General features: G+C 65.3%; 22 protein-coding genes. 14 read left to right on the top strand and 8 right to left on the bottom strand.

Annotation, left to right across the window (positions count from 1 at the left end):
• Nucleotides 1-26: 26 nt before the first annotated feature.
• Genes AC1DJB_RS07880 through AC1DJB_RS07870 form a run of 3 tightly spaced genes read left to right on the top strand, consistent with a single transcriptional unit; the run spans nucleotide 27 to nucleotide 2,374 of the window.
• Nucleotides 27-995 (top strand): carbohydrate kinase family protein, encoded by a 969-nt coding sequence (locus AC1DJB_RS07880; protein WP_306964363.1) that lies wholly within the window; start codon nucleotides 27-29, stop codon nucleotides 993-995.
• Nucleotides 992-1,516, top strand: a complete 525-nt coding sequence (locus AC1DJB_RS07875) for a YbhB/YbcL family Raf kinase inhibitor-like protein (RefSeq protein ID WP_441438278.1) — start codon at nucleotides 992-994, stop codon at nucleotides 1,514-1,516. Before AC1DJB_RS07880 ends, AC1DJB_RS07875 begins: the two co-directional genes overlap by 4 nt.
• 48 nt (nucleotides 1,517-1,564) lie before the next feature.
• Nucleotides 1,565-2,374 (top strand): HAD family hydrolase, encoded by an 810-nt coding sequence (locus AC1DJB_RS07870; protein WP_476910128.1) that lies wholly within the window; start codon nucleotides 1,565-1,567, stop codon nucleotides 2,372-2,374.
• A 29-nt stretch (nucleotides 2,375-2,403) separates the two neighbouring features.
• Here the strand turns inward: AC1DJB_RS07870 and AC1DJB_RS07865 are convergent, their stop codons facing one another.
• The gene (locus AC1DJB_RS07865; RefSeq protein ID WP_441438279.1) at nucleotides 2,404-3,678 is read right to left on the bottom strand and encodes a helix-turn-helix transcriptional regulator; all 1,275 of its coding nucleotides are present in this window, start codon (nucleotides 3,676-3,678) and stop codon (nucleotides 2,404-2,406) included.
• Nucleotides 3,679-3,817: 139 nt separating this feature from the next.
• Between AC1DJB_RS07865 and hxlB the strand changes: the two genes are divergently transcribed.
• From hxlB to AC1DJB_RS07845, 4 genes are all read left to right on the top strand, one after another.
• Nucleotides 3,818-4,438 carry a 6-phospho-3-hexuloisomerase gene (gene hxlB, locus AC1DJB_RS07860; protein WP_441438280.1) on the top strand — a complete coding sequence of 207 codons (621 nt, stop codon included), beginning with the start codon at nucleotides 3,818-3,820 and terminating at the stop codon, nucleotides 4,436-4,438.
• Between the two features lie 54 nt (nucleotides 4,439-4,492).
• Nucleotides 4,493-5,116, top strand: a complete 624-nt coding sequence (gene hxlA / locus AC1DJB_RS07855) for a 3-hexulose-6-phosphate synthase (RefSeq protein WP_059388908.1) — start codon at nucleotides 4,493-4,495, stop codon at nucleotides 5,114-5,116.
• Nucleotides 5,117-5,409: 293 nt separating this feature from the next.
• Nucleotides 5,410-5,658 carry a hypothetical protein gene (locus AC1DJB_RS07850; RefSeq protein WP_284990232.1) on the top strand — a complete coding sequence of 83 codons (249 nt, stop codon included), beginning with the start codon at nucleotides 5,410-5,412 and terminating at the stop codon, nucleotides 5,656-5,658.
• 38 nt (nucleotides 5,659-5,696) lie between these two features.
• Complete coding sequence (locus AC1DJB_RS07845; protein WP_441432807.1) at nucleotides 5,697-6,482, top strand: glycerophosphodiester phosphodiesterase family protein; 786 nt, start codon at nucleotides 5,697-5,699, stop codon at nucleotides 6,480-6,482.
• On the opposite strand, the gene AC1DJB_RS07840 is transcribed toward AC1DJB_RS07845, so the two are convergent.
• Nucleotides 6,424-7,695, bottom strand: a complete 1,272-nt coding sequence (locus tag AC1DJB_RS07840) for an RNA polymerase sigma factor (protein ID WP_441432806.1) — start codon at nucleotides 7,693-7,695, stop codon at nucleotides 6,424-6,426. The two genes, AC1DJB_RS07845 and AC1DJB_RS07840, sit on opposite strands and share 59 nt — an antisense overlap.
• Nucleotides 7,696-7,702: 7 nt before the next feature.
• Nucleotides 7,703-8,053, bottom strand: a complete 351-nt coding sequence (locus AC1DJB_RS07835) for a YciI family protein (protein ID WP_284750952.1) — start codon at nucleotides 8,051-8,053, stop codon at nucleotides 7,703-7,705.
• A gap of 132 nt (nucleotides 8,054-8,185) precedes the next feature.
• Between AC1DJB_RS07835 and AC1DJB_RS07830 the strand changes: the two genes are divergently transcribed.
• On the top strand, nucleotides 8,186-9,328 hold the full coding sequence (locus AC1DJB_RS07830; RefSeq protein ID WP_441432805.1) for a glycerate kinase: 1,143 nt from the start codon (nucleotides 8,186-8,188) through the stop codon (nucleotides 9,326-9,328).
• Between the two features lie 186 nt (nucleotides 9,329-9,514).
• Nucleotides 9,515-9,979 (top strand): GatB/YqeY domain-containing protein, encoded by a 465-nt coding sequence (locus tag AC1DJB_RS07825; RefSeq protein ID WP_284990207.1) that lies wholly within the window; start codon nucleotides 9,515-9,517, stop codon nucleotides 9,977-9,979.
• Between the two features lie 83 nt (nucleotides 9,980-10,062).
• On the opposite strand, the gene AC1DJB_RS07820 is transcribed toward AC1DJB_RS07825, so the two are convergent.
• Nucleotides 10,063-11,415 carry a uracil-xanthine permease family protein gene (locus AC1DJB_RS07820; RefSeq protein WP_441432804.1) on the bottom strand — a complete coding sequence of 451 codons (1,353 nt, stop codon included), beginning with the start codon at nucleotides 11,413-11,415 and terminating at the stop codon, nucleotides 10,063-10,065.
• Between the two features lie 188 nt (nucleotides 11,416-11,603).
• Between AC1DJB_RS07820 and AC1DJB_RS07815 the strand changes: the two genes are divergently transcribed.
• Both AC1DJB_RS07815 and AC1DJB_RS07810 read left to right on the top strand, forming a co-directional pair.
• A complete protein-coding gene (locus AC1DJB_RS07815; RefSeq protein ID WP_441432803.1) occupies nucleotides 11,604-12,209 on the top strand; it encodes a malonic semialdehyde reductase in 606 nt (201 codons plus the stop codon).
• Nucleotides 12,210-12,409: 200 nt separating this feature from the next.
• On the top strand, nucleotides 12,410-12,910 hold the full coding sequence (locus tag AC1DJB_RS07810; protein ID WP_441432802.1) for a 2'-5' RNA ligase family protein: 501 nt from the start codon (nucleotides 12,410-12,412) through the stop codon (nucleotides 12,908-12,910).
• A 6-nt stretch (nucleotides 12,911-12,916) separates the two neighbouring features.
• Here AC1DJB_RS07810 and pgm read toward each other — a convergent pair whose 3' ends face one another.
• Nucleotides 12,917-14,581 carry a phosphoglucomutase (alpha-D-glucose-1,6-bisphosphate-dependent) gene (pgm, locus tag AC1DJB_RS07805; protein WP_332603473.1) on the bottom strand — a complete coding sequence of 555 codons (1,665 nt, stop codon included), beginning with the start codon at nucleotides 14,579-14,581 and terminating at the stop codon, nucleotides 12,917-12,919.
• A 208-nt stretch (nucleotides 14,582-14,789) separates the two neighbouring features.
• Here pgm and AC1DJB_RS07800 point away from each other — a divergent pair, with 208 nt between their 5' ends.
• Nucleotides 14,790-15,386 (top strand): DUF4190 domain-containing protein, encoded by a 597-nt coding sequence (locus AC1DJB_RS07800; protein ID WP_441432801.1) that lies wholly within the window; start codon nucleotides 14,790-14,792, stop codon nucleotides 15,384-15,386.
• 82 nt (nucleotides 15,387-15,468) lie between these two features.
• Here AC1DJB_RS07800 and AC1DJB_RS07795 read toward each other — a convergent pair whose 3' ends face one another.
• The 3 genes from AC1DJB_RS07795 to AC1DJB_RS07785 are packed head-to-tail and all read right to left on the bottom strand — an operon-like array spanning nucleotide 15,469 to nucleotide 19,191.
• Complete coding sequence (locus tag AC1DJB_RS07795; protein ID WP_370872292.1) at nucleotides 15,469-16,947, bottom strand: peptide MFS transporter; 1,479 nt, start codon at nucleotides 16,945-16,947, stop codon at nucleotides 15,469-15,471.
• A gap of 50 nt (nucleotides 16,948-16,997) precedes the next feature.
• Complete coding sequence (locus AC1DJB_RS07790) at nucleotides 16,998-18,455, bottom strand: amidase (RefSeq protein WP_441432800.1); 1,458 nt, start codon at nucleotides 18,453-18,455, stop codon at nucleotides 16,998-17,000.
• Entirely contained in the window at nucleotides 18,448-19,191 is a 744-nt protein-coding gene (locus AC1DJB_RS07785; protein WP_441432799.1) for a Type 1 glutamine amidotransferase-like domain-containing protein, read from the bottom strand. Before AC1DJB_RS07785 ends, AC1DJB_RS07790 begins: the two co-directional genes overlap by 8 nt.
• A gap of 83 nt (nucleotides 19,192-19,274) precedes the next feature.
• Between AC1DJB_RS07785 and AC1DJB_RS07780 the strand changes: the two genes are divergently transcribed.
• Nucleotides 19,275-19,601, top strand: coding sequence for a rhodanese-like domain-containing protein (locus AC1DJB_RS07780; protein ID WP_059388916.1), 327 nt, complete (start codon nucleotides 19,275-19,277; stop codon nucleotides 19,599-19,601).
• 31 nt (nucleotides 19,602-19,632) lie between these two features.
• Nucleotides 19,633-20,580 (top strand): prephenate dehydratase, encoded by a 948-nt coding sequence (pheA, locus tag AC1DJB_RS07775; protein WP_306964385.1) that lies wholly within the window; start codon nucleotides 19,633-19,635, stop codon nucleotides 20,578-20,580.
• Nucleotides 20,581-20,610 lie beyond the last annotated feature (30 nt).

Below are 20,610 nucleotides of genomic sequence, written 5' to 3'. Positions count from 1 at the left end.
CCACATCCGCGTGGCAGAGTTGTCCCATGCTGACAGTCATAGGTGAAGCGCTGGTTGATGTCGTCCAGCGTTCCTCGGGAATCGATGCCCACGTGGGCGGAAGTCCGCTCAACGTTGCCGTGGGCCTGGCCAGGCTGGACCACGCAGTCCAGTTCATCGGCCGCTTCGGCAAGGATGCTTACGGCGACTCGATCGCAGCCCACTTGCGCTCCAGTTCCGTCATGGTTCCGCTGCCGCCGGACGAGAGCCCTACCAGCGTGGCCACCGCCTTGATCGACGACGACGGCGCTGCAAGCTACACCTTCGACCTCGCCTGGGAGCTTCCCGGCCTCGCCGCGCGCTTGCCGTTCATGCTTCAGGGGACCTCGCTCCTGCATACCGGCTCGATTGCCACGATGTTGGAGCCGGGCGCAGCGGATGTCCTTGCCGCCGTCGAGCATGCCCATCCGAATGCGACTGTTAGCTTCGATCCGAACTGCCGGCCCAGCATCATCAAGGATCGAGAATTTGCGCGGGCCCAGGTGGAGCGTTTCGTGGCGCTTGCCGACGTGGTCAAGGCATCCGACGAGGACCTTGAGTGGCTCTATCCGGGCGTCGATGTCTTGGAATCGGCCCGGCGCTGGCTGGGCCTCGGCGGCAGCGGGGGGCCCGCCGTCGTGGTGGTCACGCGAGGCGCGGACGGACCCTGGGGTGTCACAGCCGCGGGCGAGGCCCAGGTGGACGCCCCAAAGGTAGAGGTGGCGGATACCGTGGGTGCGGGCGATTCCTTCATGGCCGCACTGCTCTCCGGGATCGTTGACCACGGGCTGGCAGGGGCCCAAAACCGCGACGAACTGCACGCCATGCCCGCCGAAGTGCTCGAAGGACTCCTCAGCCATGCCGCGCGCGCAGCGGCAATCACGGTCTCCCGGCCGGGCGCGAATCCGCCGACGCGTGCCGAACTCAACGCCTTGGGCCTCCCGGAAGCCGGCGCAAGCGTCGAGAGGCAGCCATGAGCTACGCCGACCTTCCACAAGTCCCATCGTTCGATGTCACCAGCGGCTCGCTGAAGGACGGCGACGCTCTCAGCCCGGCCCAGACCAGCAAGCGCTTCGGCGTGACGGGCGGCAAGGACGAATCCCCGCAGCTGGGCTGGAGCGGAGCCCCTGAGGGCACCAAGGGTTACGTCGTCACCGTCTTCGACCCCGATGCTCCGAGGGCGGGCGGCTACTGGCACTGGGCAGTGGTCAACATCCCCGCCACTACGAACTCGTTGCCTGCCGGTGCCGGCGGTCCGGGTGGTGCGCACTTGCCGGCCGGAGCGGTTCAACTCAAGAACGACGCCGGGTTCCCCGGTTACCTGGGTGCCGCGCCGCCGCCTGGGCACGGTCCGCACCGGTACATCGTGGCCGTGCACGCGGTCGACGCCGCTGAACTGGGGCTCGATGCCGGTGCCTCCACGGAAGCGCTCGTCCGCACACTGGCTTCTCACACGCTGGCTCGGGCCGTCATCACGGGCCATTTCGAGCGGAGCTAGCCCCAGGGTCTAAGTCGATGGCGACCGCCGCCCACGTAGACTGACATAATGCGGCTCGTAGCAAGTGACATTGACGGCACCATCCTTGGGCATGACGGCAAGATCAGCAGCCGCACCATCCGCGCATTCCATGCCTGCCGCGACGCGGGCATCGAGGTGGTGTTCGTGACGGGTCGGCCACCGCGCTGGCTCTACCCCCTCCGCGAACAGATCGGCCATAGCGGCATCGTTATTTGCTCCAACGGGGCAGTGGTGTGGGACCTTGAAGCTGACAAGCTGATTTCGGCCAATGCCTTGAGCATCGCCTCTGTACTGGAGGCCCGCCGGATCATCAAGCAGCTCCGGCCCGACGTCTTGTTCGCTGCCGAAACACTCACGGGATTCCACCTGGAGCCCGGGTTCATCGAGAACGAGACCAGCGAGCTCCTGGCCGAGTTCACGCCCGCGTGGCTGGACGAAACGCTGACCGCGGACGACGCCGTCGTGAAGTTCCTTGCCGTAACGCGCAGCGGCACTCCGGATGATTTCCTCGCAAGGGTGCAGCCCGCCGTCGCGCATCTCGTGGAGACCACCCACTCGGCGCCGCGGACCGCACTCCTGGAAATGTCGGCGCCCGGTATCAACAAAGCCGTCACACTCGCCGTATATGCGGCATCCCGAGGCATCGAGGCCGCCGAGGTGGTGGCATTCGGTGACATGCCCAACGACGTCGAGATGCTGCGCTGGGCGGGCGACGGGTACGCGATGGCCAGCGGCCATCCGGAGGCGATCAGCGCAGCCGGCCAGCAGGCGCCCCATTTCGACGACGACGGCGTGGCCCAGATCCTCGAGGCAAAGCTCGCTTCCCTGCGGGTTTAGTCGGCCCCGCACCGGACCGCCGTGCACGGCTAGTTCGGCGCCCGCAGTCCGTGGCTGTGCGCCAAGGCAATCGCCTCTGTTCGTGAACCCACGCCGAGTTTCCTGAAGATATTCCTGACATGGAATTTAACGGTGTTTTCGCTGATGTGCAGCTTGGCGGAGATGGCCCGGTTGCGCTGCCCGGCCGCCAACAGTTGAAGAACTTCCATTTCTCGCTCGGCCAGGCCCCATCCGCCGATATCGCCCGCCGGGGCTGATGGAGGGTCCAGCGGCAGGACCACCTGCACGTCGGCTCCCCAGCCGGCCATGACCTCGATGTTCATTTGGCCGTCCAGCGCTGCCACCCTGTTGTTGAGCCGGGCAATGTTGGGCGAATCCGACGTCAGTTCGCCTAGGCCGTCGTCGCGCACGTTGATGAGGAGGTTCACGCCGTCGCAGTCCCACTGCACCCGCACACGCCTGACCGCTGGCTGCTCCACGATGGCCAGCACCAGTCCCCGCACGATCGCCCTGGAGGCGTGGGCAACTTCGCCGGGCAAGGCACGGCCGTTGACCGGTGGCTCGATGAACTGGATGTCGAGCCCGCTGAAGTGCATGAGCGGCCGCAGGTCTTCCCGCAGCCGTTCGAACGCCTTGGCCACCGGCTCTTCGACGAGGTCTGTCGTGCGGTCGCTGAGCGTCCGGAGACTGACCAGCGAGGTAGCGGCCAGGTCGGTGACGGTTTTTCTGGCAGTGGCATCGTCCAGGGCGCTCGATCGCAACGCCGCCAAAAGTGTCTCCAGGGTGGTCGAATGCCTGTCCACGAGTTCGGCCGTGACGCGGAGCCGCTCGGCTGACGCCGCGCGGGATTCCAAAAGGTACGACGGCGGCGCGTCCGCCACCTTCTCCTGGATGCGCCGCGCTGTGAGCTGCCATAGGTAGTCAAGCATCCGCAGGGCCGACTCGCGCTCCAACGGTTCTTCGGGCAGGGCCGGCTCAGTGAGGGTCAGCAGCGCATTGCTCTCGGACGTCAATGCAAGAACAGGCCGTTGCTCGCCGGCGATGGCCGCTTCCCCGTGCCACACCTCGCCTTCCGTGACCCGGGTCCGCAGTTGATCCAACTCGGGAATGGAGACGCGGCTGATGATGCCCTCTGCCCCGGCTTTCTTCTGGGGCCGGCCGGTGCAATCTTCGGTGAAGATCACCAGCGCGCTGCTGCCTACGTACGGAAGCGTCGCTTCACGGAGCCTCTCGGCGATGTTCGTGAGCGGTGCGTTGGCCAGTTCAGCGACTGCCTCGAGAAGGGTCCATCGGCTTGAGGTCATCCCGCCACCTTAGCGCTTCGCGCCGTCCGCCTACTACCCAAACGGGTAGCTAATACCGCACTTGTTCAGCGTTACGCCTACCCGTTCAGTCCTGAAGGATTGATTCAAACGGAGCATTCACCTGAGCAGGAGGCAACGCATGACCACCACCGCAGAGGCCGTCCAGGCCGTATCGGACGTCGACCCAAGCCCGGATGTCGAGCTAAGCCTGGCCCTCGTGGGCAGCGAGATCGCGGAAACGGCAGCTGAAGTGGACCTTCGGCAATTGTCCAGCCTGGCCACGGAAGTCCAGACTGCCGGGACCTCGGCCACCGGCCGGATCTTCGTTGCAGGAGCCGGCCGCAGCGGCCTCGTCCTGCGGATGGCTGCGATGCGGCTGATGCACCTCGGCTTTGACGTGCACATCGCGGGGGACACCACCACACCGGCCATCCGCTCGGGCGACCTCCTCTTGCTCGCCTCGGGCTCCGGGACGACCTCCGGCGTCGTGCGCGCCGCCGAGACTGCCTCCAAAGCCGGCGCCAGGATCGCCGTGTACACCACCAATGCCGCGTCCCCGCTCGCGGAACTGGCCGACGTCGTCGTCATCATTCCGGCGGCGCAGAAGACAGACCACGGTTCCACGCTGTCGCGTCAATACTCCGGCAGCCTGTTCGAGCAGGTGCTCTTCCTCGCTGCCGAAGCCGTCTTCCAGGCCCTGTGGGACAACGATGCAACCCCGGCCGAGGAACTCTGGCTCCGCCACGCCAACCTCGAATAGCCCCTGATTTTCACCGCACCAACACCACAACAAACGACAGAAAGAGATCCCTCCATGAAGCTGCAAGTCGCTATCGACGTCCTCACCACCGAAGCCGCCCTCGAGATCGCCGGCAAGGTCGCCGAATACGTGGACATCATCGAGCTCGGCACCCCCCTCGTGAAAAGCGAAGGCCTGTCCGCGGTGACGGCCATCAAGGATGCCCACCCGGACAAGGTCGTGTTTGCCGACCTCAAGACCATGGATGCCGGTGAACTTGAAGCCGACATCGCCTTCAAGGCGGGCGCAGACTTGGTCTCCGTGCTTGGCGGCGCAGACGACTCCACCATCGCGGGTGCAGTCAAGGCCGCCAAGGCCCACAACAAGGGCATCGTGGTTGACCTAATCGGTGTTGCGGACAAAGTAACCCGTGCCAAGGAAGCCAGGGCCCTCGGTGCCAAGTTCATCGAGTTCCACGCCGGCCTCGACGAGCAGGCAAAGCCGGGCTACAACCTGGATGTGCTCCTGAGCGCCGGTGAGGAAGCCCGCGTGCCGTTCTCGGTGGCCGGTGGCGTGAACCTGTCCACGATCGGAGCCGTCCAGCGCGCCGGAGCGGATGTCGCCGTCGTCGGCGGTTCCATCTACGGTGCCGACGACCCCGCACTGGCCGCGAAGCAACTGCGCGCCGCCATCATCTAGGCCCACCTCCCAGCCGGCGGTCCCAACTGGTCCCCACCGCCACCCTCGCCTCGCAAGTCCCCACCGGCTCCCAGCCTTCGCAAGCTCAGGCAGGGTCCCTCGCCAGTGGGGCCCCACGGCCAGGGAACTCTGGCGGCGTGGGCCCACGCAATTTTCGTCGTTTTCAGGCCTCTAAACGACAACGATTGCTAGTTGGTTGGGACCGCTCACCCATTACACAGCTTCAGTCCAACTGCCGTTCAACTACTCCCCGTAGTCTCTTGTCGTATTCGATGCCGATCACAGGGGACATGATGGCCAAGAGAAAGACGACAGGGTGGCCCGAGGCCCCCGTTCGCCGCGCAGTGCCGGCTGAACATTGGAAGCAATTGCGCCGCGGAGACCGCGTGAGCGTCAAGCTTGCGCCGGGGTTTGAGAACCCCGGCCAGGTGGACGCCGTGTCGAGTGACCACAGCGTGGTCTGGGTAAACCTCGACGGCGGCCGCGGCCGCACGCTGGTGCACTGCGGCGACGGCGTGGAGATCGTCCGGCAGGAATCCTGACGGGCTCGCGGGAGGCGCAGCCGGGTTACGCTACCCGTGTGAGCCCGAATTTGCCTTTCTTCAGCCGCCCGGACGGACAATCCGCTCCGCTTGCGTTCGCGCACCGCGGATTTTCGCCGGATGGCCTTGAGAACTCGGCCGCGGCATTCAGGGCGGCGCTTGAGCTCGGCTTCACGCATCTTGAAACCGATGCCCGCGCCACTGCCGACGGCGTGGTGCTCCTTTTCCACGACGACACCCTTGACCGTGTCACGGATGCCCATGGCTCCATCTCCAGTCTCAGTGCCGCCGAGATCGCCAAGGCCCGGATCGGTGGCCGCGAAGCAATTCCCCACTTGGCCGATGTCCTGAAGGAATTTCCCGAGGCGCGGCTGAACATTGATGTCAAGGATTGGCATACCGTCAAACCCCTCGCTGGAGTCATTGAACAACTTGACGCCCACGACCGGGTGCTGATTGCGAGCTTCTCAGATCGCCGGCGTCGGGCCGTCCTGCGCCTGCTCCGCCGTCGCACGGCGTCCTCGGCTGGCGTTGCCTGCAACGCCGCCTTCACCCTCTTGGGACCGCTTCTTCCCGAGCGCTGGCTGCGGAAGATCCTGCACGACGTCGATGCCCTCCAAGTGCCGGTCCGCTACGGACCCCTGGCCGTTGTGACCCCCGGTTTCCTGCGGCGGGCGCATCGGCTTGGGCTGCAGGTTCACGTCTGGACGGTCAATGATCCGGCCGAGATGGCCAGGTTGCTTGATATGGGCGTGGACGGGATCGTCACCGACCGAGCGGATGGTCTGAAGTCGGTGCTGCAGGTCCGGGGCCAGTGGTGGTGAGCGCCCGGATGCGTGACGCCAGGAAGTCTCGCTCGGCGTCGTTGTCCGTGCGCTCCTGCGCTTCCCGGTAGGCGGAGACAGCTTCATTGTTGCGTCCCAGGCGCCGGAGCAGATCCGCCCGCACTGCGTGGAAAAGATAGTAGTTGCCCAGTTCAAGGACGTCGACGGCGGCAAGACCCGAGGCGGGTCCCTCCACCTCCGCGAGGGCAACGGCCCTGTTCAAGGCGACCACCGGCGTCGGCTCCATGGCCAGGAGCTGTCCGTACAATGCCAGGATCTGCCGCCAGTCCGTGCTTGCGGGCTGTGCGGCGTCGCTGTGGACCGCGTTGATGGCGGCTTGCAATTGGTACGGTCCGGGCTGGTTCCGCTTCAGGCATTGCCGCACCAATAATTGCCCTTCCGCAGTTTGGTCCTTGTCCCAGACGCTGCGGTCCTGGTCGGCGAGGAGCACCAGGCCGCCGTCGGGAGTCGTCCGGGCCTCACTGCGGGCATTGAGCAGAAGCATGAGGGCCAACAGGCCTTTGGCTTCGGGCTCATCAGGCATGAGTTCCATGATGAGCCGGCCAAGGCGAACAGCCTCGTGGCAGAGGTGTTCGCGCACCAGCCCAGCCCCTGAACTCGCAGCGTAGCCCTCATTGAAGACCAAGTAGACCACGGCCAGCACCGACTTCAAACGCTCAGGAAGCTCGGCGCCGCTCGGTACCCGGTAGGGGATGCGGGCGTCGCGGATCTTCCCTTTCGCCCGCACCAGGCGCTGGGCCATGGTTGCCTCGGGGACCAGGAAAGCGTGGGCGATCTCCGCCGTGGTGAGCCCGCCCAGGAGCTTGAGTGTCAGGGCCACCTGCGCGGCCCGGTTGATGGCGGGGTGGCAACAGGTGAAGATCAGCCGGAGCTGGTTGTCCTCCACGGTATCCACCTCTTCGGGTTCATCGCTGTGTTCATCACCGTGCAGGATCGCGGCCTGGACGAGTTTCTCCCTACCGGAGGCCTCGCGGCGGAACCGGTCGATGGCCCGGTTGCGGGCGGTGGTGATGATCCAGCCCGCTGGGCTCGGCGGCAGGCCGTCGTCGGGCCAGCGCGCCACGGCCTCGGTGAAGGCGTCCTGGACTGCGTCCTCGGCGGCGTCGATGCTGCCCAGAACGCGGACCAGGACCGCCACGGATCTTCCATACTCTTCACGGAATATTCGTGCGATCTCCGAAATATGGACCACGGGGAAACTATTCCCGGTAGCCCGCGAACGGCCGGACCTCGATAGGCAGCGTGGTGGCTTGGGCGGCTTTGCGTCCCCAGCCAAGTGCCACGTCCAGGTCCGGGGCTTCGATCACCCACAGGCCGCCCACGTGTTCCTTGGCCTCAGCGAAGGGGCCGTCCGTGGTGAGAACCTCGCCGTCGTTCACACGCACCACTGTGGAGGTACTGGCGGGGTGCAGGCCACCCGTGAAAACCCAGGCGCCGGCGTCGCGCATTTCTTGGTTCAGGACGTCAAGATCGGCCATGATTTTGTTGAGGACTTCGGGCTCCGGGGCTGGGCCGTCGGGCTGGTAGATGCTGAGCAGATAACGTGGCATGACTGTTCCTCCTTGGGATGTGGCGCCGGCACCGTGCCCGCGTCTCACCCTCTATACGAACGGCGCCGGCTGTTTTCGACATCTCCGCGCACGAATCTGCGAAAAGCTTAGCCCCGCTGGCAGGATGGGAACATGCGCATCCTGATTGCCCCGGACAAGTTCAAAGGCTCCCTCACCGCCGCCGAAGCAGCCTCAGCGATGGCCGAGGGGGCATTGCGCGTCTATCCGGACGCCGTGGTGACGCAGTTTCCGATCGCCGACGGTGGCGAAGGAACACTGGAAGCAGCCGTGGCGGCGGGCTACGAAGAGCGGATCAATGCGGTCGTCGGTCCCATCCTCAAGCCGGTAGGCGCTGCGTGGGCCATCCGGCAAAATGCCTTTGGCGGAGCCACTGCGGTGATCGAAACGGCGCAAGCCTCCGGACTGGCACACATGGAGCCGACTCCGGAAAACGCCCTGCGCGCCCACAGCTACGGTTGCGGCCAGCTCATCGCCGCCGCCCTTGACGCCGGAGCCACCGAGATCGTGCTCGGCGTGGGTGGTTCCGCGATGTCCGACGGCGGCAGCGGCGCCTTGCGTGCGCTCGGGCTGAAGCCCCTGGACGCGGCCGGGAACGTGGTTCCACTCGGCGGAGGCTCGCTCGCCGACGTCGTATCCCTCGACGTCTCCGGGCTGGATCCGCGGCTGACCGCGGTGAGGTTCCGGATCGCCGTCGACGTCCGGAACCCGCTCTATGGCAGCGACGGCGCCGCGCACGTTTTCGGCCCTCAGAAGGGGGCGGACGAGGACGCGGTGGAGCTGCTTGACGCCGGCCTGCGCAACTGGGCGTCGCTGCTTCGGGAAGCGGGCGGTCACGACGTCAATGTTCCCGGGGCCGGAGCGGCTGGAGGATTCCCGGCGTCGTTCCTGGCCTTCGCCCAAGCGACGCTGGAAGGCGGGTTCGCCCTGGTGGCGGGCCTGACTGGGCTTCCCGAACAGCTCGCCGGCTCTGACCTGGTGATCACCGGCGAAGGATCCATGGACTCGCAGTCGCTGACCGGCAAGGCACCCATCGCTCTCGCGGATTCCGCCCAAGGGCATGGAATTCCGGTGATTGTGGTGGCGGGCCGGATCCTGGTGACACCGGAAGAACTGGCCGGCCACGGCGTGGTGGCCGCGGCGCAGTTGCTCGACGTCGCACAGCGTCGGGACGGCGTGCCGGATATTGCCGACGCCGTGGCGAACGCAGCCAAGTACCTCGCGTGGGCCACGAGCCAGGTGCTGGAAGGGGTCTAGGCTCCCGTCCACCCAGGGACATGCCAGCGGGGTTACTCGGCGTCGTCCGGGCAGATAATTAACCTACAAAGCATGGCTCTGACTTCTGCCATGCATCCACGATGCGACGACCCCGCCCGGGACGCCGTCACCGCCTGCCGGGCTGGCAGCCGGCCAGCACGGCACCATCGAATCGAGGAGCACACCATGTCCACCTTGAAAGAGCGGCTGCACGCAGACGTCGTCAGCCATATGAAGGATGGCAACCGCGTAGCCCTGAACGCCACGCGCAACGTCCTGAGCGAGATCGATACCCGTGAGAAGGCCGGACAGGCGCCGATCCACTTGGACGACGCCCAGATCACCGCCATGTTGCAGAAAGAGGCCGCGCAATATCACGAGGTCGCCCGCCTCTACGAGGAGGCCGGAGAGTCCGAGCGGGCCGCCACGGAGATTGCGGATGCCGAGGTCATCGAGGCCTACCTGCCGGAACCACTGACCGCCGCCGAGGTCGAGTCCATCGTTGACGAGGTCATCGCCTCACTCAAGGCCGAAGGCGTGGAGCTGTCCCTGATGCACATGGGCTATGTCATGAAACCGGTCACCGAAAAGGTCGCCGGCCGCTTCGACGGCAAGGCGGTCAGCGATATTGTGCGTAGGCGCCTCTCATAGCTACCGGTGTTCGGCTAGAGAGCTGTGTTCGGCGGAGAGGGTTGCCCTCCCCGCCGAATGCATGAATTGCGCTGGGCGGCCCCTTACCGCTTCTTCCCATTCCTCTTTGCGGCGGCGTTCATCGCCGCTTTGGCCGCCGGCGGCAGTCCCGCCGTCTCCATCTCCGGCTCGGCAACCGTCCCGCGCCAACGGGCCAGGCCCTTCATGCCGTGATAGACCGCCAGGGCAGCGGCCGAACCCAGCGCGATGCCCGTGAACTTCAATTCGCCGATGGTCCACGTATAGTCCGCGATCCCGATAATCAGTGCGACGGCGGCTGTGGTCAGGTTGATCGGGTTGGAGAAGTTGACCTTGTTCTGCACCCAGATCTTCACGCCCAGGACGCCGATCATCCCGTAGAGCATGGTCGCGGCACCGCCCAGCACGCCGGGGGGGACGGTGGCAATGAGTTCGCCGAACTTGGGCGAGAAGCTCAAGAGGATGGCGAAGGCACCGGCAACCCAGTAGGCCGCCGTTGAATAGACCTTCGTCGCCGCCATGACGCCGATGTTCTCCGCGTAGGTGGTGGTGCCGGAGCCGCCGCCGAACCCGGCGAGGACCGTCGCGACGCCGTCGGCCATCAACGCTCGCCCGGAGACGTCGTCGAGGTTGCGTCCCGTCATCGCGGCCACGGACTTCACGTGCCCTACGTTCTCGGCCACCAGCACCAGGACGACCGGCACGAACAAGCCCACGACGCCGAGGTGGAACTCCGGAGTCTGGAAGTGCGGCAGGCCGATCCACGACGCCGCGTCCATCTTGGAATAGTCCACTTCGCTGCGCGTCATGGCGGTGAGGTAGCCCACCACCACGCCCACCAGGATGCTCAGGCGGCCCAGAATGCCGCGGAAGAGGACGCTCACGAGGATGATCGTCACCAGCGTCACGAGGGCGGTGACGGGGGCCTTATCGAAGTTGGCTTTTGCGGCTGGCGCCAAGTTGAGGCCGATCAGGGCGACGATCGCGCCCGTGACAATAGGTGGCATGGTCCGGTTGATCCACTCAGCGCCGAACTTCTGCACCACCGCGCCGACGAGCGCCAGTACGACGCCGGCAAGCACCACTCCGCCGAGCGCGCCGGGAACGCCGAACTGCTGCTGGGACGCCAGGATGGGGGCGATGAAGGCAAAGCTCGAACCGAGGTAGCTCGGTACGCGCCCCTTGGTAATGACCAGGAACAACAGGGTGCCGATGCCGGAAAAGAGCAGTGTGGTGGCCGGTGGCATGCCCGTGATGATGGGCACAAGGAAGGTGGCTCCGAACATCGCGACGACGTGCTGCATGCCGACGCCGATGGTCAGCGGCCATGCCAGCCGCTCCTCGGGTGCCACCACGTGTCCCGGCCGGATCGTCTTGCCGTTGCCGTGCAGCTTCCATTTGGTTCCGAGCATGCTCATCTGCGGGAGCCTTCCCTGAAAGTTGTGATTGTCCGGGTGCAACCTTACCGCCCGTACGGCCTGCCGATTCCGCTGTGTGGAACGTCACGTGGCTTCACGGGAAGAGGCGGAGGGAAGTTGAAGTTGCAACCATGGAAAGCATAAGCGCCCGGCCGTCGATGGCTGCGGGCACAGCGAAAGGTACGCGAATGACGATCGCCCACGAAGAAGCAGTGATTGACGCCGCAGCAGTCGACGCCATCTTTGCCGAAGCCCGCACTGCCAACTCCTTTGCCGGTGAGGTCTCGGAGGAGCAAGCACAGGCCATCTACGAACTGACCAAGTTCGGCCCGACAGCGTTCAACTCCCAGCCGCTGCGCGTCACCTACGTCCGTTCGGACGAGGCCCGCGCCAAGCTCGTCGAGACCCTCTCTCCGGGCAACAAGGCCAAGACCGCCTCTGCTCCGCTGGTCGCCGTGCTCTCCTACGACACCGCCTGGCACGAGCAGTGGGACAAGTTCCTCCCGGTCTACTCTGCCCCGAAGGCCATGTACGACGCCAACCCCGAGTTCACCGCAACTACGGGCAACAACAACGCCCACCTGCAGGCCGGCTACTTCATCCTCGCCGTCCGCTCCCTCGGCTTCGCCGCCGGCCCCATGACCGGTGCCGACTTCGCTGCGATCGACGCCGAATTCTTCCCCGTCGGTGACCAGAAGAGCTTCCTCGTGGTCAACATCGGCCAGCCGGGTCCGGACGCCTTCGGCGAAGCCAAGCCGAAGTTCGCGTACGAGGACGTCGTCCGTACCGTCTAACCCTCGCTCACCTTTAGGGCCTTTTCCGCCGACGCTCGCTCACTCTTGTGAGCGAGCGTTCGCGCTTAAGGCGGTATATCTGAGCGGGCGTTTGTCCTCGAGCGACGCTCGCTCACCTTTAGCGCCTTTTCGAGCAACCCTCGCTCACCTTTGGGATTGATCGTCGCTGTGGGAGGGCGTCGCGGTGGCAAAATTTCCTTATGCGGAACCTCATTCTCGTGGCGTTCGTCGAAGCCGTGGCTGACGGGCTCGTCTTCCCACGCAGTGACTGGCCGCTGCACATCACCCTGTTGGGGTTCGACGTCGAGCCCTCCGATGGTGTCGACGTCGCCGCGCGCCTCAGCGAGCTTGTGACGGCCCCCGCGATGGGCGCCCTCGGGGCTGAATTGACGGTGGGGCCCGACGCCGGATTCGGTCACCAAGGGTCCATCCCGGTCAGCCTGGTGGAACACCATCCCCTTTTGCAGGGCCTGCACGAGGAACTGTTCGAAGCCATGGAGAGTGTCGGTGGGCGCGCGGCAACCCCGCGATACGTCATGGAGAACTACCGTCCGCACATTTCGCATCACGACGGCAAGCGCCCCAAGCCGGGTGACGCCGTCGTGCTCGATCAGATCGCGCTGGTGGACATGGCGCCGGAAGGCAACCACACGATCCGGCGGATCCTGAAAGTGTGGCGCCTCCCGGCGGAGCCAAACTAGCGAGGTCTAGGAGATCACGCCGTCCACGAGTGCCTTGGCCTCTTCTTGGACCTGCTTGAGGTGCTCGGCTCCCTTGAAGGACTCGGCGTAGATCTTGTAGACGTCCTCGGTTCCCGACGGACGGGCCGCGAACCAGGCGTTCTCTGTGACAACCTTGAGGCCGCCGATCGAGGCGCCGTTGCCGGGAGCCTCGGTCAACTTGGCGGTGATGTCCTCGCCCGCCAGCGTGGTGGCTGTGACATCCGCGGCGGAGAGCTTGCCGAGCTTGGCCTTCTGCTCCCGCGTCGCAGCGGCGTCGATCCGGGCATAGACGGGCGCGCCGAACTGGTCCGTGAGGCCCTTGTAGAGCTGCGACGGCGACTTGCCGGTGACGGCCGTGATCTCCGATGCCAAGAGGGCCAACAGGATGCCGTCCTTGTCGGTGGTCCAGACGCTTCCGTCGCGCTTGTTGAAGGAGGCGCCCGCGGATTCTTCGCCGCCGAAGGCACCCTCGCCCGAGAGCAGGCCGGGGACGAACCACTTGAAGCCCACGGGAACTTCCACGAGCTTGCGGCCCAGCCCCGCGGCAACGCGATCGATGATGGAGGAGGAGACAAGGGTCTTGCCGACGACGGACTCCGGGTTCCAGCCTGTGCGGTTGCGGTATAGGTAGTCGATCGCGACGGCGAGGTAGTGGTTCGGGTTCATCAAGCCGCCGTCGGGCGTCACGATGCCGTGGCGGTCGGCGTCGGCGTCGTTTCCGGTGGCAACGTCGAAGGCGCCCGTTCCGGCCGAAGCACTATCCGACATGCGCTTGATGAGTGAGGCCATGGCCGACGGCGAGGAGCAGTCCATGCGGATCTTCTCATCCCAGTCGAGGGTCATGAAAGCCCACTGCGGGTCCACGGTGGGGTTGACCACGGTCAGGTCGAGCTGGTGGCGTTCGCCGATTTCACCCCAGTAGTCCACGGATGCGCCGCCCATGGGGTCCGCGCCGATGCGTACGCCGGCGGTGCGGATCGCATCGAGGTCCAGGACGGAAGGGAGATCATCCACGTAGCTGCTCAGGAAATCGAACTTGCCCGTGCCATCCGCTTTGAGGGCGTCGTTCAACGGAATCCGCTTGACGCCGCGCAGCCCGTTTTCCAGGAGCTCGTTGGCGCGGTTGGCGATCCAGCCGGTGGCGTCGGTGTCTGCAGGGCCGCCGTGCGGGGGGTTGTACTTGAAACCGCCGTCGGCCGGAGGGTTGTGGCTCGGGGTGACCACGATGCCGTCTGCCTGGGGCTGCCCGGGGCCGGCTTCGTTGTTGTATTTCAGGATCGCGTGGCTCAGGGCGGGGGTGGGCGTGTAGCCGTGGCGCGCGTCGATCAGTACGTTGACACCGTTGGCGGCGAGGACCTCAAGGGCGGAATTCTGCGCCGGTTCGCTGAGCCCGTGGGTGTCCTTGGCCAGGAAGAGTGGGCCGGTGATGCCTTGCCCGGCGCGGTATTCCACGATCGCCTGGGTGATGGCGAGGATATGCCCTTCATTGAATGAGGCCTTGAGGCTCGACCCCCGATGCCCGGAGGTGCCGAAGGCAACGCGTTGTGCGGGATCACTAAGATCCGGCGTCACGTCGTAGTACGCGTCAAGAAGAGCGGTGATGTCTACAAGGTCCTGGGGAAGGGCAACAGTGCCCGCACGGCTAGCCATTGACCCAGCATGCCAGACCGCCCGGTGCGCTAGAAGAGAAAACCGACTATTGCGGGGCCTGTGACTTCGTATTTCCGCATGATCGACGAAGATTCACTGCCCGTTTACCGGAGTGCGGCATGGCGTTGCGGAGCCGGGGCTCTGCGAGCTTATGTGCGCCTTCGCTCGGCGGTAGGCTGGGCACAAAGACTCGCAAGGGGGATATTCCATGACCGACCAGCCAGCTAAACCCGAGAACGCTCCCGAGGGTGACGAACCGCCCAAGGGCTACGAGCCACCGTCGTACATTCCGCCCGCACCCCAGGCCGGTGAGAACCCGTACGGCGAGCAGCCGTTTGCCTCGCCGGCGGCTCCCGGCCCCTACGGCCAGCCACAGCCGCAACAGCCCCAGGGTGGTCCGGCTCAGTACGGCCAGCCGCCCTATGGCCAGCAGCCCGCCAGCACCTATGGCCAGCCCGCTTCGCCGTACGGTCAACAACCTCCCCAAGGGCCGCCTGGGTACGGGCAGCCGGCCAGTCCCTATGGCCAGCCCGCCTACTACGGCATGCCGGTCGAGCCGAAGGGCCTGAGCATTGCGAGCATGTGCTGCGGGATCGCGGTGTTCGTGGGCCTTGGCTTCTTCGTCCTGCCCCAGATTGCCGCGGTGATCCTCGGCCACATGGCCCTCAGGAAGGAACCAGCCGGCAAGGGCATGGCCATCGCGGGCCTTGTACTGGGATACCTGGGGATTGTTGCCGTAACCATCTTCTGGGTCTTTGTCGCGATTTTTGCCGCCACGGCTTCGCGTTACAACTACAACTACTAGCGACAACGACGGCGGCCGGTGCGCCWGGCGGGAAACCCGCCGAACGCACCGGCCGCCGTCGCGCTCCAGCTCGGTCACGTGACTAGCGGACGCCGCCCATCAATTTCTTGATGGCGGGCGAGCCAGCCGCCAAGGCAGCAGCGATCACAACCGCCGTGCCGCCGACGCCCAGGAAGTACGGCAATTCGTTGTCAGGGTTGTACAGGCCGGCCAGGATGCCCGCCAACGCGGTGCCGAGAGACACCGAGAGGAAGAACAGGGCCACCATCTGGGTGTGGAAGGCCTTGGGGGCCAGCTTGGTGCTCACGGACAGGCCGATGGGGGACAGGAACAGTTCCGCCAAGGTGAAGAGGAACAGGATTCCCACGAGCGCAAGCAGCGGGGTCTTTCCAGCGCCGGACAAGGGGATGAAGGCCAGGAATGCCAGTCCCATGACGAAGAGTCCGGCAGCGAACTTGATGGGGGATCCCGGCTGCTTCGGACCAAGTTTTGTCCAGAGGGCAGCCATGACGCCTGCGAAGACGATGATGAATACAGGGTTGATGGACTGTACCCAGGCCGCCGGCATTTCCCATCCGAAGAGGTTGCGGTCCAGTTTTTCCTCCGAGTACACGGCAATGAACGTGAACTGCTGCTGGAAGAGTGCCCAGAACGCCGCAGACGCGATGTACAGCGGAATGAATGCGACAACACGCTTGCGCTCAAACGGCGTGACCTTCTTGCTTCTGAAGATCAGCGTGAAATAGATGACCGAGGCGACAATGGCGGCGTATGCCATGCTCTTGGCCAGGTTGCCGGGATTCACCACGCCGGTTATCAGCAGCACGGCGATCACGACGGCGATGCCGAGGAAGATGAGCCCATAACGGCTCCGCTGTGCTGACGGAAGGGCGTTTGGAACGCGGTGTGCTTCTTCCGGGAGCTTGTTGCGGCCCAGTGCGTATATGACCAGGCCGATCGCCATGCCGATTGCGGCTGCGCCGAAGCCCCAGTGGAAGCCGTTGCTTTCCTGCAGCCAGCCGGTCACGAGCGGTCCGATGAGGGCGCCGAGGTTGATGCCCATGTAGAAGATGGAGAAGCCGGCGTCACGGCGTTCGTCCTTCTCCCCATAGAGGGTGCCGACCAGCGCTGTTGCGTTCGCCTTGAGGCCGCCGGATCCGATACCCACCAGCACGAGGCCCGCCACCAGGCCCGGGATCCCGGGCAGGAGCGCAAGTGCGATGTGGCCGGTCATGATCATGATGGCGGAACCGAAAAGTACCCGTTCGGAGCCGAAAAGCCGGTCCGCCAACCAGGCGCCCAGGATCGTGGAGAGGTACACGCCTCCGCCGTACGCGCCAACCAGTCCGGCGGCGAGCGATTTGTCGATCGAGAGTCCGCCATGGTCCGCGGTGAAGTACATGTAGTAAAGCAGGATGCCCTGCATGCCGTAGAAGGAGAATCGTTCCCACATTTCTACGGAGAAGAGGCTGGCCAGCATCTTTGGGTGGCCGAAAAATGACGTATCGCCCGCGTTTTTGGCGGGCGTCCGCGTGTCTAGAGTTGTGCTCATCTGATCCATGGTGACATTGACTGAGCGCATTTGTCACATCATTTAGATGCCTAGAGCAACTATTTGCCGGGGTGGGGCGCCATTTTTTGCTGCCTCTCAAGCTGCCTCGCGAGCCGCAGGAGCAGCAGCTCGGATCCCGGTTTTCCGATGAGTTGGATGCCCATCGGAAGCCCCGTTCCAGGCGTCGGGCCGGTCCAATGAACGGGCACGGTGATCGCCGGCAGGCCGCACACGTTCACCATGGAGGACCAGGGCGCAAACTCGCATTGCTTGCGGTAGTCGTCGTCCGCGTCGCCTGGCCAGTCGGGGGCCGGCCATTGCTCGCCTCCGGGCATTGTGCCGGTGAACCAGCCCACGGGCCGTGCCGTCTGTGCCAGCGACGGCGTCAGGACGAGGTCCCACTGCGCGTACTGGGTGACGGTGTCGTGCGTGAACTGCCGCAGGAAACCGAGCGCTTCGTTGACCTTGGCTGCGCTCCGCTGTTGCGCCCGACGCCGGAAGGTCCGGGTCAGCGGGGTCAGCAGGGCTTCGCGCTGCGGCAGGATCCGGGCGCTCCCAACGCCGGCAGTCCAGGCGGTGGTGAACGCTTCCGGATAGCGATTGTCATAGCGGACCTCGGCATCCAGCACTGAATGGCCCGCGTCCGTCAGCAGTGCGATGCCTTTGGCGAAGGCATCAAGGGCTTCCCGCTCCGGGGTGAACGGGAAAGTGGTGGACCACGGGCTATCCAGGCTCGCGCCGATGCGCAATGCGGCGGGCGGTTCCTCAAGGCCCGCAAGGTAGCCACCTTCCGGACGGATTCCGGGTGGCACCAGGGCATCCATCATGAGAGCAGCATCCTCCGCGGAGCGAGTCAAGGGGCCGGCCACCACAAGGCGTGCCGCGTCCCCGACGCTCTCGCCGGCCGGCACCAGGCCGCGGCCCGGCTTCAACCCCAGCAGTCCACATGCCGCAGCGGGAATACGTATGGAGCCGCCGCCGTCGCTCCCGGGCGCGAAGGGAACCAAGCCCGCCGCAACCGCGGCAGCACTGCCTCCGGAAGAGCCGCCGGAGCTGCGGCTCAGTGCATATGGATTGCGCGACGGCGGTGCGATGCGGTTTTCGCTGTAGGCCGTAAGTCCGAATTCCGGAACCTGAGTCTTGCCCAGTGAGATGGCACCCGCACCTTTGAGCGTTGCGGCAAGGGCTCCGTCCTCCGGGGCGGGCTTCCGGTCCAGGGCACCGCTGCCATGGGTGGTCACTACTCCGGCAACATCCGTGAGGTCTTTGAAAGCCAGCGGCACGCCGTGCAGGAGGGGAAGCCCGGGGCCACCGCTGCGTCGGCGGACGTAAGCTGCGTCCGCGGCCCCGGCGTCGAGCATGGCCTGGTCCGCCGTCACCGTGACGAAGGCGCCCAGCGTATGGTTCAGCTGTCCGATCCTCGCGAGGAAGTGCTCCGCCACCTCGGTTGCCGAGAGCTCGCCGGCGGCCAAGGCTTGGCGCAACCCGGCCGCGCCGAGCTCGTGGATGTCAGCCAAGGAAGCGGGCCTCCAAGCGCTCTTCCACGGCAACGCTATCGGCCGGTTCGCTGGAAGTCGCGGTGACGCGATAGGCAGCCTTGCCCCTGACCTCGGCAACCACGTCCACAAGTTCCGTGCCCCTGTAAACCAGCCCGACGCCGTCGTCGGTGCAGTGCGTTTCGCCCAGCACGCCCTCCGCCACCAACTGGTGGACCAGGGGGCGGCGGCCCGGCTCGGAGTCATAATGGACGCCGTTGGCGTAGGGGAGGAAGTCCAGTCCGTTGGTCACAGCGCGCAATTCAGGGCCGTACGAATCCGTAGTGCCGCCCTGGAACCAACAAATCGAGCCCGCGGACACCCCTGCCAGCACCACACCGTGTTCCCAGACGCGCCTCAAGATGCTGTCCAGTCCGTGGGCGCGCCATACGGCCAGAAGATTGACCACGGAACCACCGTTGACCCACACCACGTCTTGTTCCAAAAGGTAGGCCTCGGGATCGCCGTAGTTGGGCATCGTGAAAAGGTTCAGGTGGCTGAAATCGAAGCCCGAAATCCGGGCGGCCTGGTCCAATTCCGCGGCGAACCAACGCTGGTCTCCGGAGGCCGTCCCAATATGCGCCACTCGCGGCGCACGTCCGCTGACCCCGGAGAGTTCGACGGCGTGGTGAACCAGGAGGTCGAACTCCATCCTGGTGCGATGCCCGGACTTATAGCCACCGGAGGTTGCCAGGATGGTGGGCCCGTCGGCAGCCATGGCGCCTCCTTTTGCCTTGAGCGGTCTCGGTCCCTGCAACGGTAGGCTGGATTGGAGATCTGAATCAACTGGAAGGGACCCACGTGAGCGATTTCGAGACCGTGCCTGTCGGCGATGTTCCGGCCGACGCGAAAATCCTGGATGTCCGGGAGGATTACGAATGGGTAGCGGGCCACGCCGAGGGTGCGCTGCATATTCCGCTTGACCAGATCCCGGCGCGCCTTGACGAGCTTGATCCTGACGATGACTTGTATGTCATCTGCCGTACGGGCGGACGGTCCTACCGGGCGGTCCAGTGGCTGGTGGGGCAGGGTTACACCGCCACCAATATAGCCGGAGGCATGGACATGTGGTTCGAGACCGGCCGCCCGATGGTATCTGAGAACGGCCTCAAGCCGGTCGTCCTGTAGCCCCAACGCATAACACCTAAGGAATATATACATGTCGGGATCCGTGCTCACCTACACGTTCCTCGGTCCTGAAGGCACCTTTACCGAGGCTGCCCTCTTGCAGGTCCCCGGAGCGGCCGATGCCAACAGGGTCCCTTGCACCAATGTGAACACGGCTTTGGAGAGGGTTCGCCAAGGCGAGGCGGATGCGGCCATGGTGCCGATCGAGAACTCGGTGGAAGGTGGAGTGACCGCCACCCTGGATGCTATTGCCACCGGAACCGAGCTGCGGATCATCCGCGAAGCCCTCGTTCCCATCACGTTCGTGCTGGTTGCCCGGCCCGGAGTGAAGATCTCGGACATCCGCCGGGTCTCCACCCATGGCCATGCCTGGGCCCAGTGCCGGCTGTGGGTCGACGAAAATATCCCAAATGCGGAATATGTGCCGGGATCCTCTACGGCAGCGGCCGCCGTCGGGCTTCTCGAGGGTGATGTGCACTATGACGCCGCCATCTGCGCACCCCTTGTCGCGGCCGAGCGGCCGGGACTGAATATCCTTGCGGAGAACATTGGAGACAACCCCGGCGCGGTTACGCGCTTCGTCCTGGTCAGCCGTCCCGGCGCACTGACTGAACGCACGGGTGCCGACAAGACCACCGTCGTCGTGCCCCTGCCCGAAGACCGCCCGGGCGCCCTGATGGAAATCCTGGACCAGTTTGCCACCCGCGGAGTCAACCTCAGCCGTATCGAGTCCCGGCCCACAGGCCAGTATTTGGGTCACTATTTCTTCAGTATCGACGCCGACGGCCACGCGTCGGACGCCCGGGTAGCCGACGCCTTGGCAGGCCTGCACCGGATCAGCCCGGCCACCCGCTTCCTGGGGTCTTATGCGCGGGCGGACGAGCAGAAAGCCTTCGTGGCTCCGCATACCTCCGACGCCGCGTTCGCATCCGCGCATGCCTGGGTTCGGGCCATTTTGGGTGGGGAACCGGGCGCTTGACCGGCCCGAATCCGCTTCGCAAAGCGTTGG

Source organism: Arthrobacter sp. 01T428 (assembly GCF_056398685.1).
The sequence above is the reverse complement of the archived record's forward strand: the minus strand, read 5'-3'. Positions and strand labels throughout refer to the sequence as shown.

Bases quoted from the DNA above. Each gene is read 5' to 3' on its own strand.
- AC1DJB_RS07880 (WP_306964363.1), top strand. From the start codon at position 27: ATGCTGACAGTCATAGGTGAAGCGCTGGTTGATGTCGTCCAGCGTTCC.
- AC1DJB_RS07875 (WP_441438278.1), top strand. From the start codon at position 992: ATGAGCTACGCCGACCTTCCACAAGTCCCATCGTTCGATGTCACCAGC.
- AC1DJB_RS07870 (WP_476910128.1), top strand. From the start codon at position 1,565: ATGCGGCTCGTAGCAAGTGACATTGACGGCACCATCCTTGGGCATGAC.
- AC1DJB_RS07865 (WP_441438279.1), bottom strand. From the start codon at position 3,678: ATGACCTCAAGCCGATGGACCCTTCTCGAGGCAGTCGCTGAACTGGCC.
- hxlB (WP_441438280.1), top strand. From the start codon at position 3,818: ATGACCACCACCGCAGAGGCCGTCCAGGCCGTATCGGACGTCGACCCA.
- hxlA (WP_059388908.1), top strand. From the start codon at position 4,493: ATGAAGCTGCAAGTCGCTATCGACGTCCTCACCACCGAAGCCGCCCTC.
- AC1DJB_RS07850 (WP_284990232.1), top strand. From the start codon at position 5,410: ATGGCCAAGAGAAAGACGACAGGGTGGCCCGAGGCCCCCGTTCGCCGC.
- AC1DJB_RS07835 (WP_284750952.1), bottom strand. From the start codon at position 8,053: ATGCCACGTTATCTGCTCAGCATCTACCAGCCCGACGGCCCAGCCCCG.
- AC1DJB_RS07830 (WP_441432805.1), top strand. From the start codon at position 8,186: ATGCGCATCCTGATTGCCCCGGACAAGTTCAAAGGCTCCCTCACCGCC.
- AC1DJB_RS07825 (WP_284990207.1), top strand. From the start codon at position 9,515: ATGTCCACCTTGAAAGAGCGGCTGCACGCAGACGTCGTCAGCCATATG.
- AC1DJB_RS07820 (WP_441432804.1), bottom strand. From the start codon at position 11,415: ATGAGCATGCTCGGAACCAAATGGAAGCTGCACGGCAACGGCAAGACG.
- AC1DJB_RS07815 (WP_441432803.1), top strand. From the start codon at position 11,604: ATGACGATCGCCCACGAAGAAGCAGTGATTGACGCCGCAGCAGTCGAC.
- AC1DJB_RS07810 (WP_441432802.1), top strand. From the start codon at position 12,410: ATGCGGAACCTCATTCTCGTGGCGTTCGTCGAAGCCGTGGCTGACGGG.
- pgm (WP_332603473.1), bottom strand. From the start codon at position 14,581: ATGGCTAGCCGTGCGGGCACTGTTGCCCTTCCCCAGGACCTTGTAGAC.
- AC1DJB_RS07800 (WP_441432801.1), top strand. From the start codon at position 14,790: ATGACCGACCAGCCAGCTAAACCCGAGAACGCTCCCGAGGGTGACGAA.
- AC1DJB_RS07795 (WP_370872292.1), bottom strand. From the start codon at position 16,947: ATGGATCAGATGAGCACAACTCTAGACACGCGGACGCCCGCCAAAAAC.
- AC1DJB_RS07785 (WP_441432799.1), bottom strand. From the start codon at position 19,191: ATGGCTGCCGACGGGCCCACCATCCTGGCAACCTCCGGTGGCTATAAG.
- pheA (WP_306964385.1), top strand. From the start codon at position 19,633: ATGTCGGGATCCGTGCTCACCTACACGTTCCTCGGTCCTGAAGGCACC.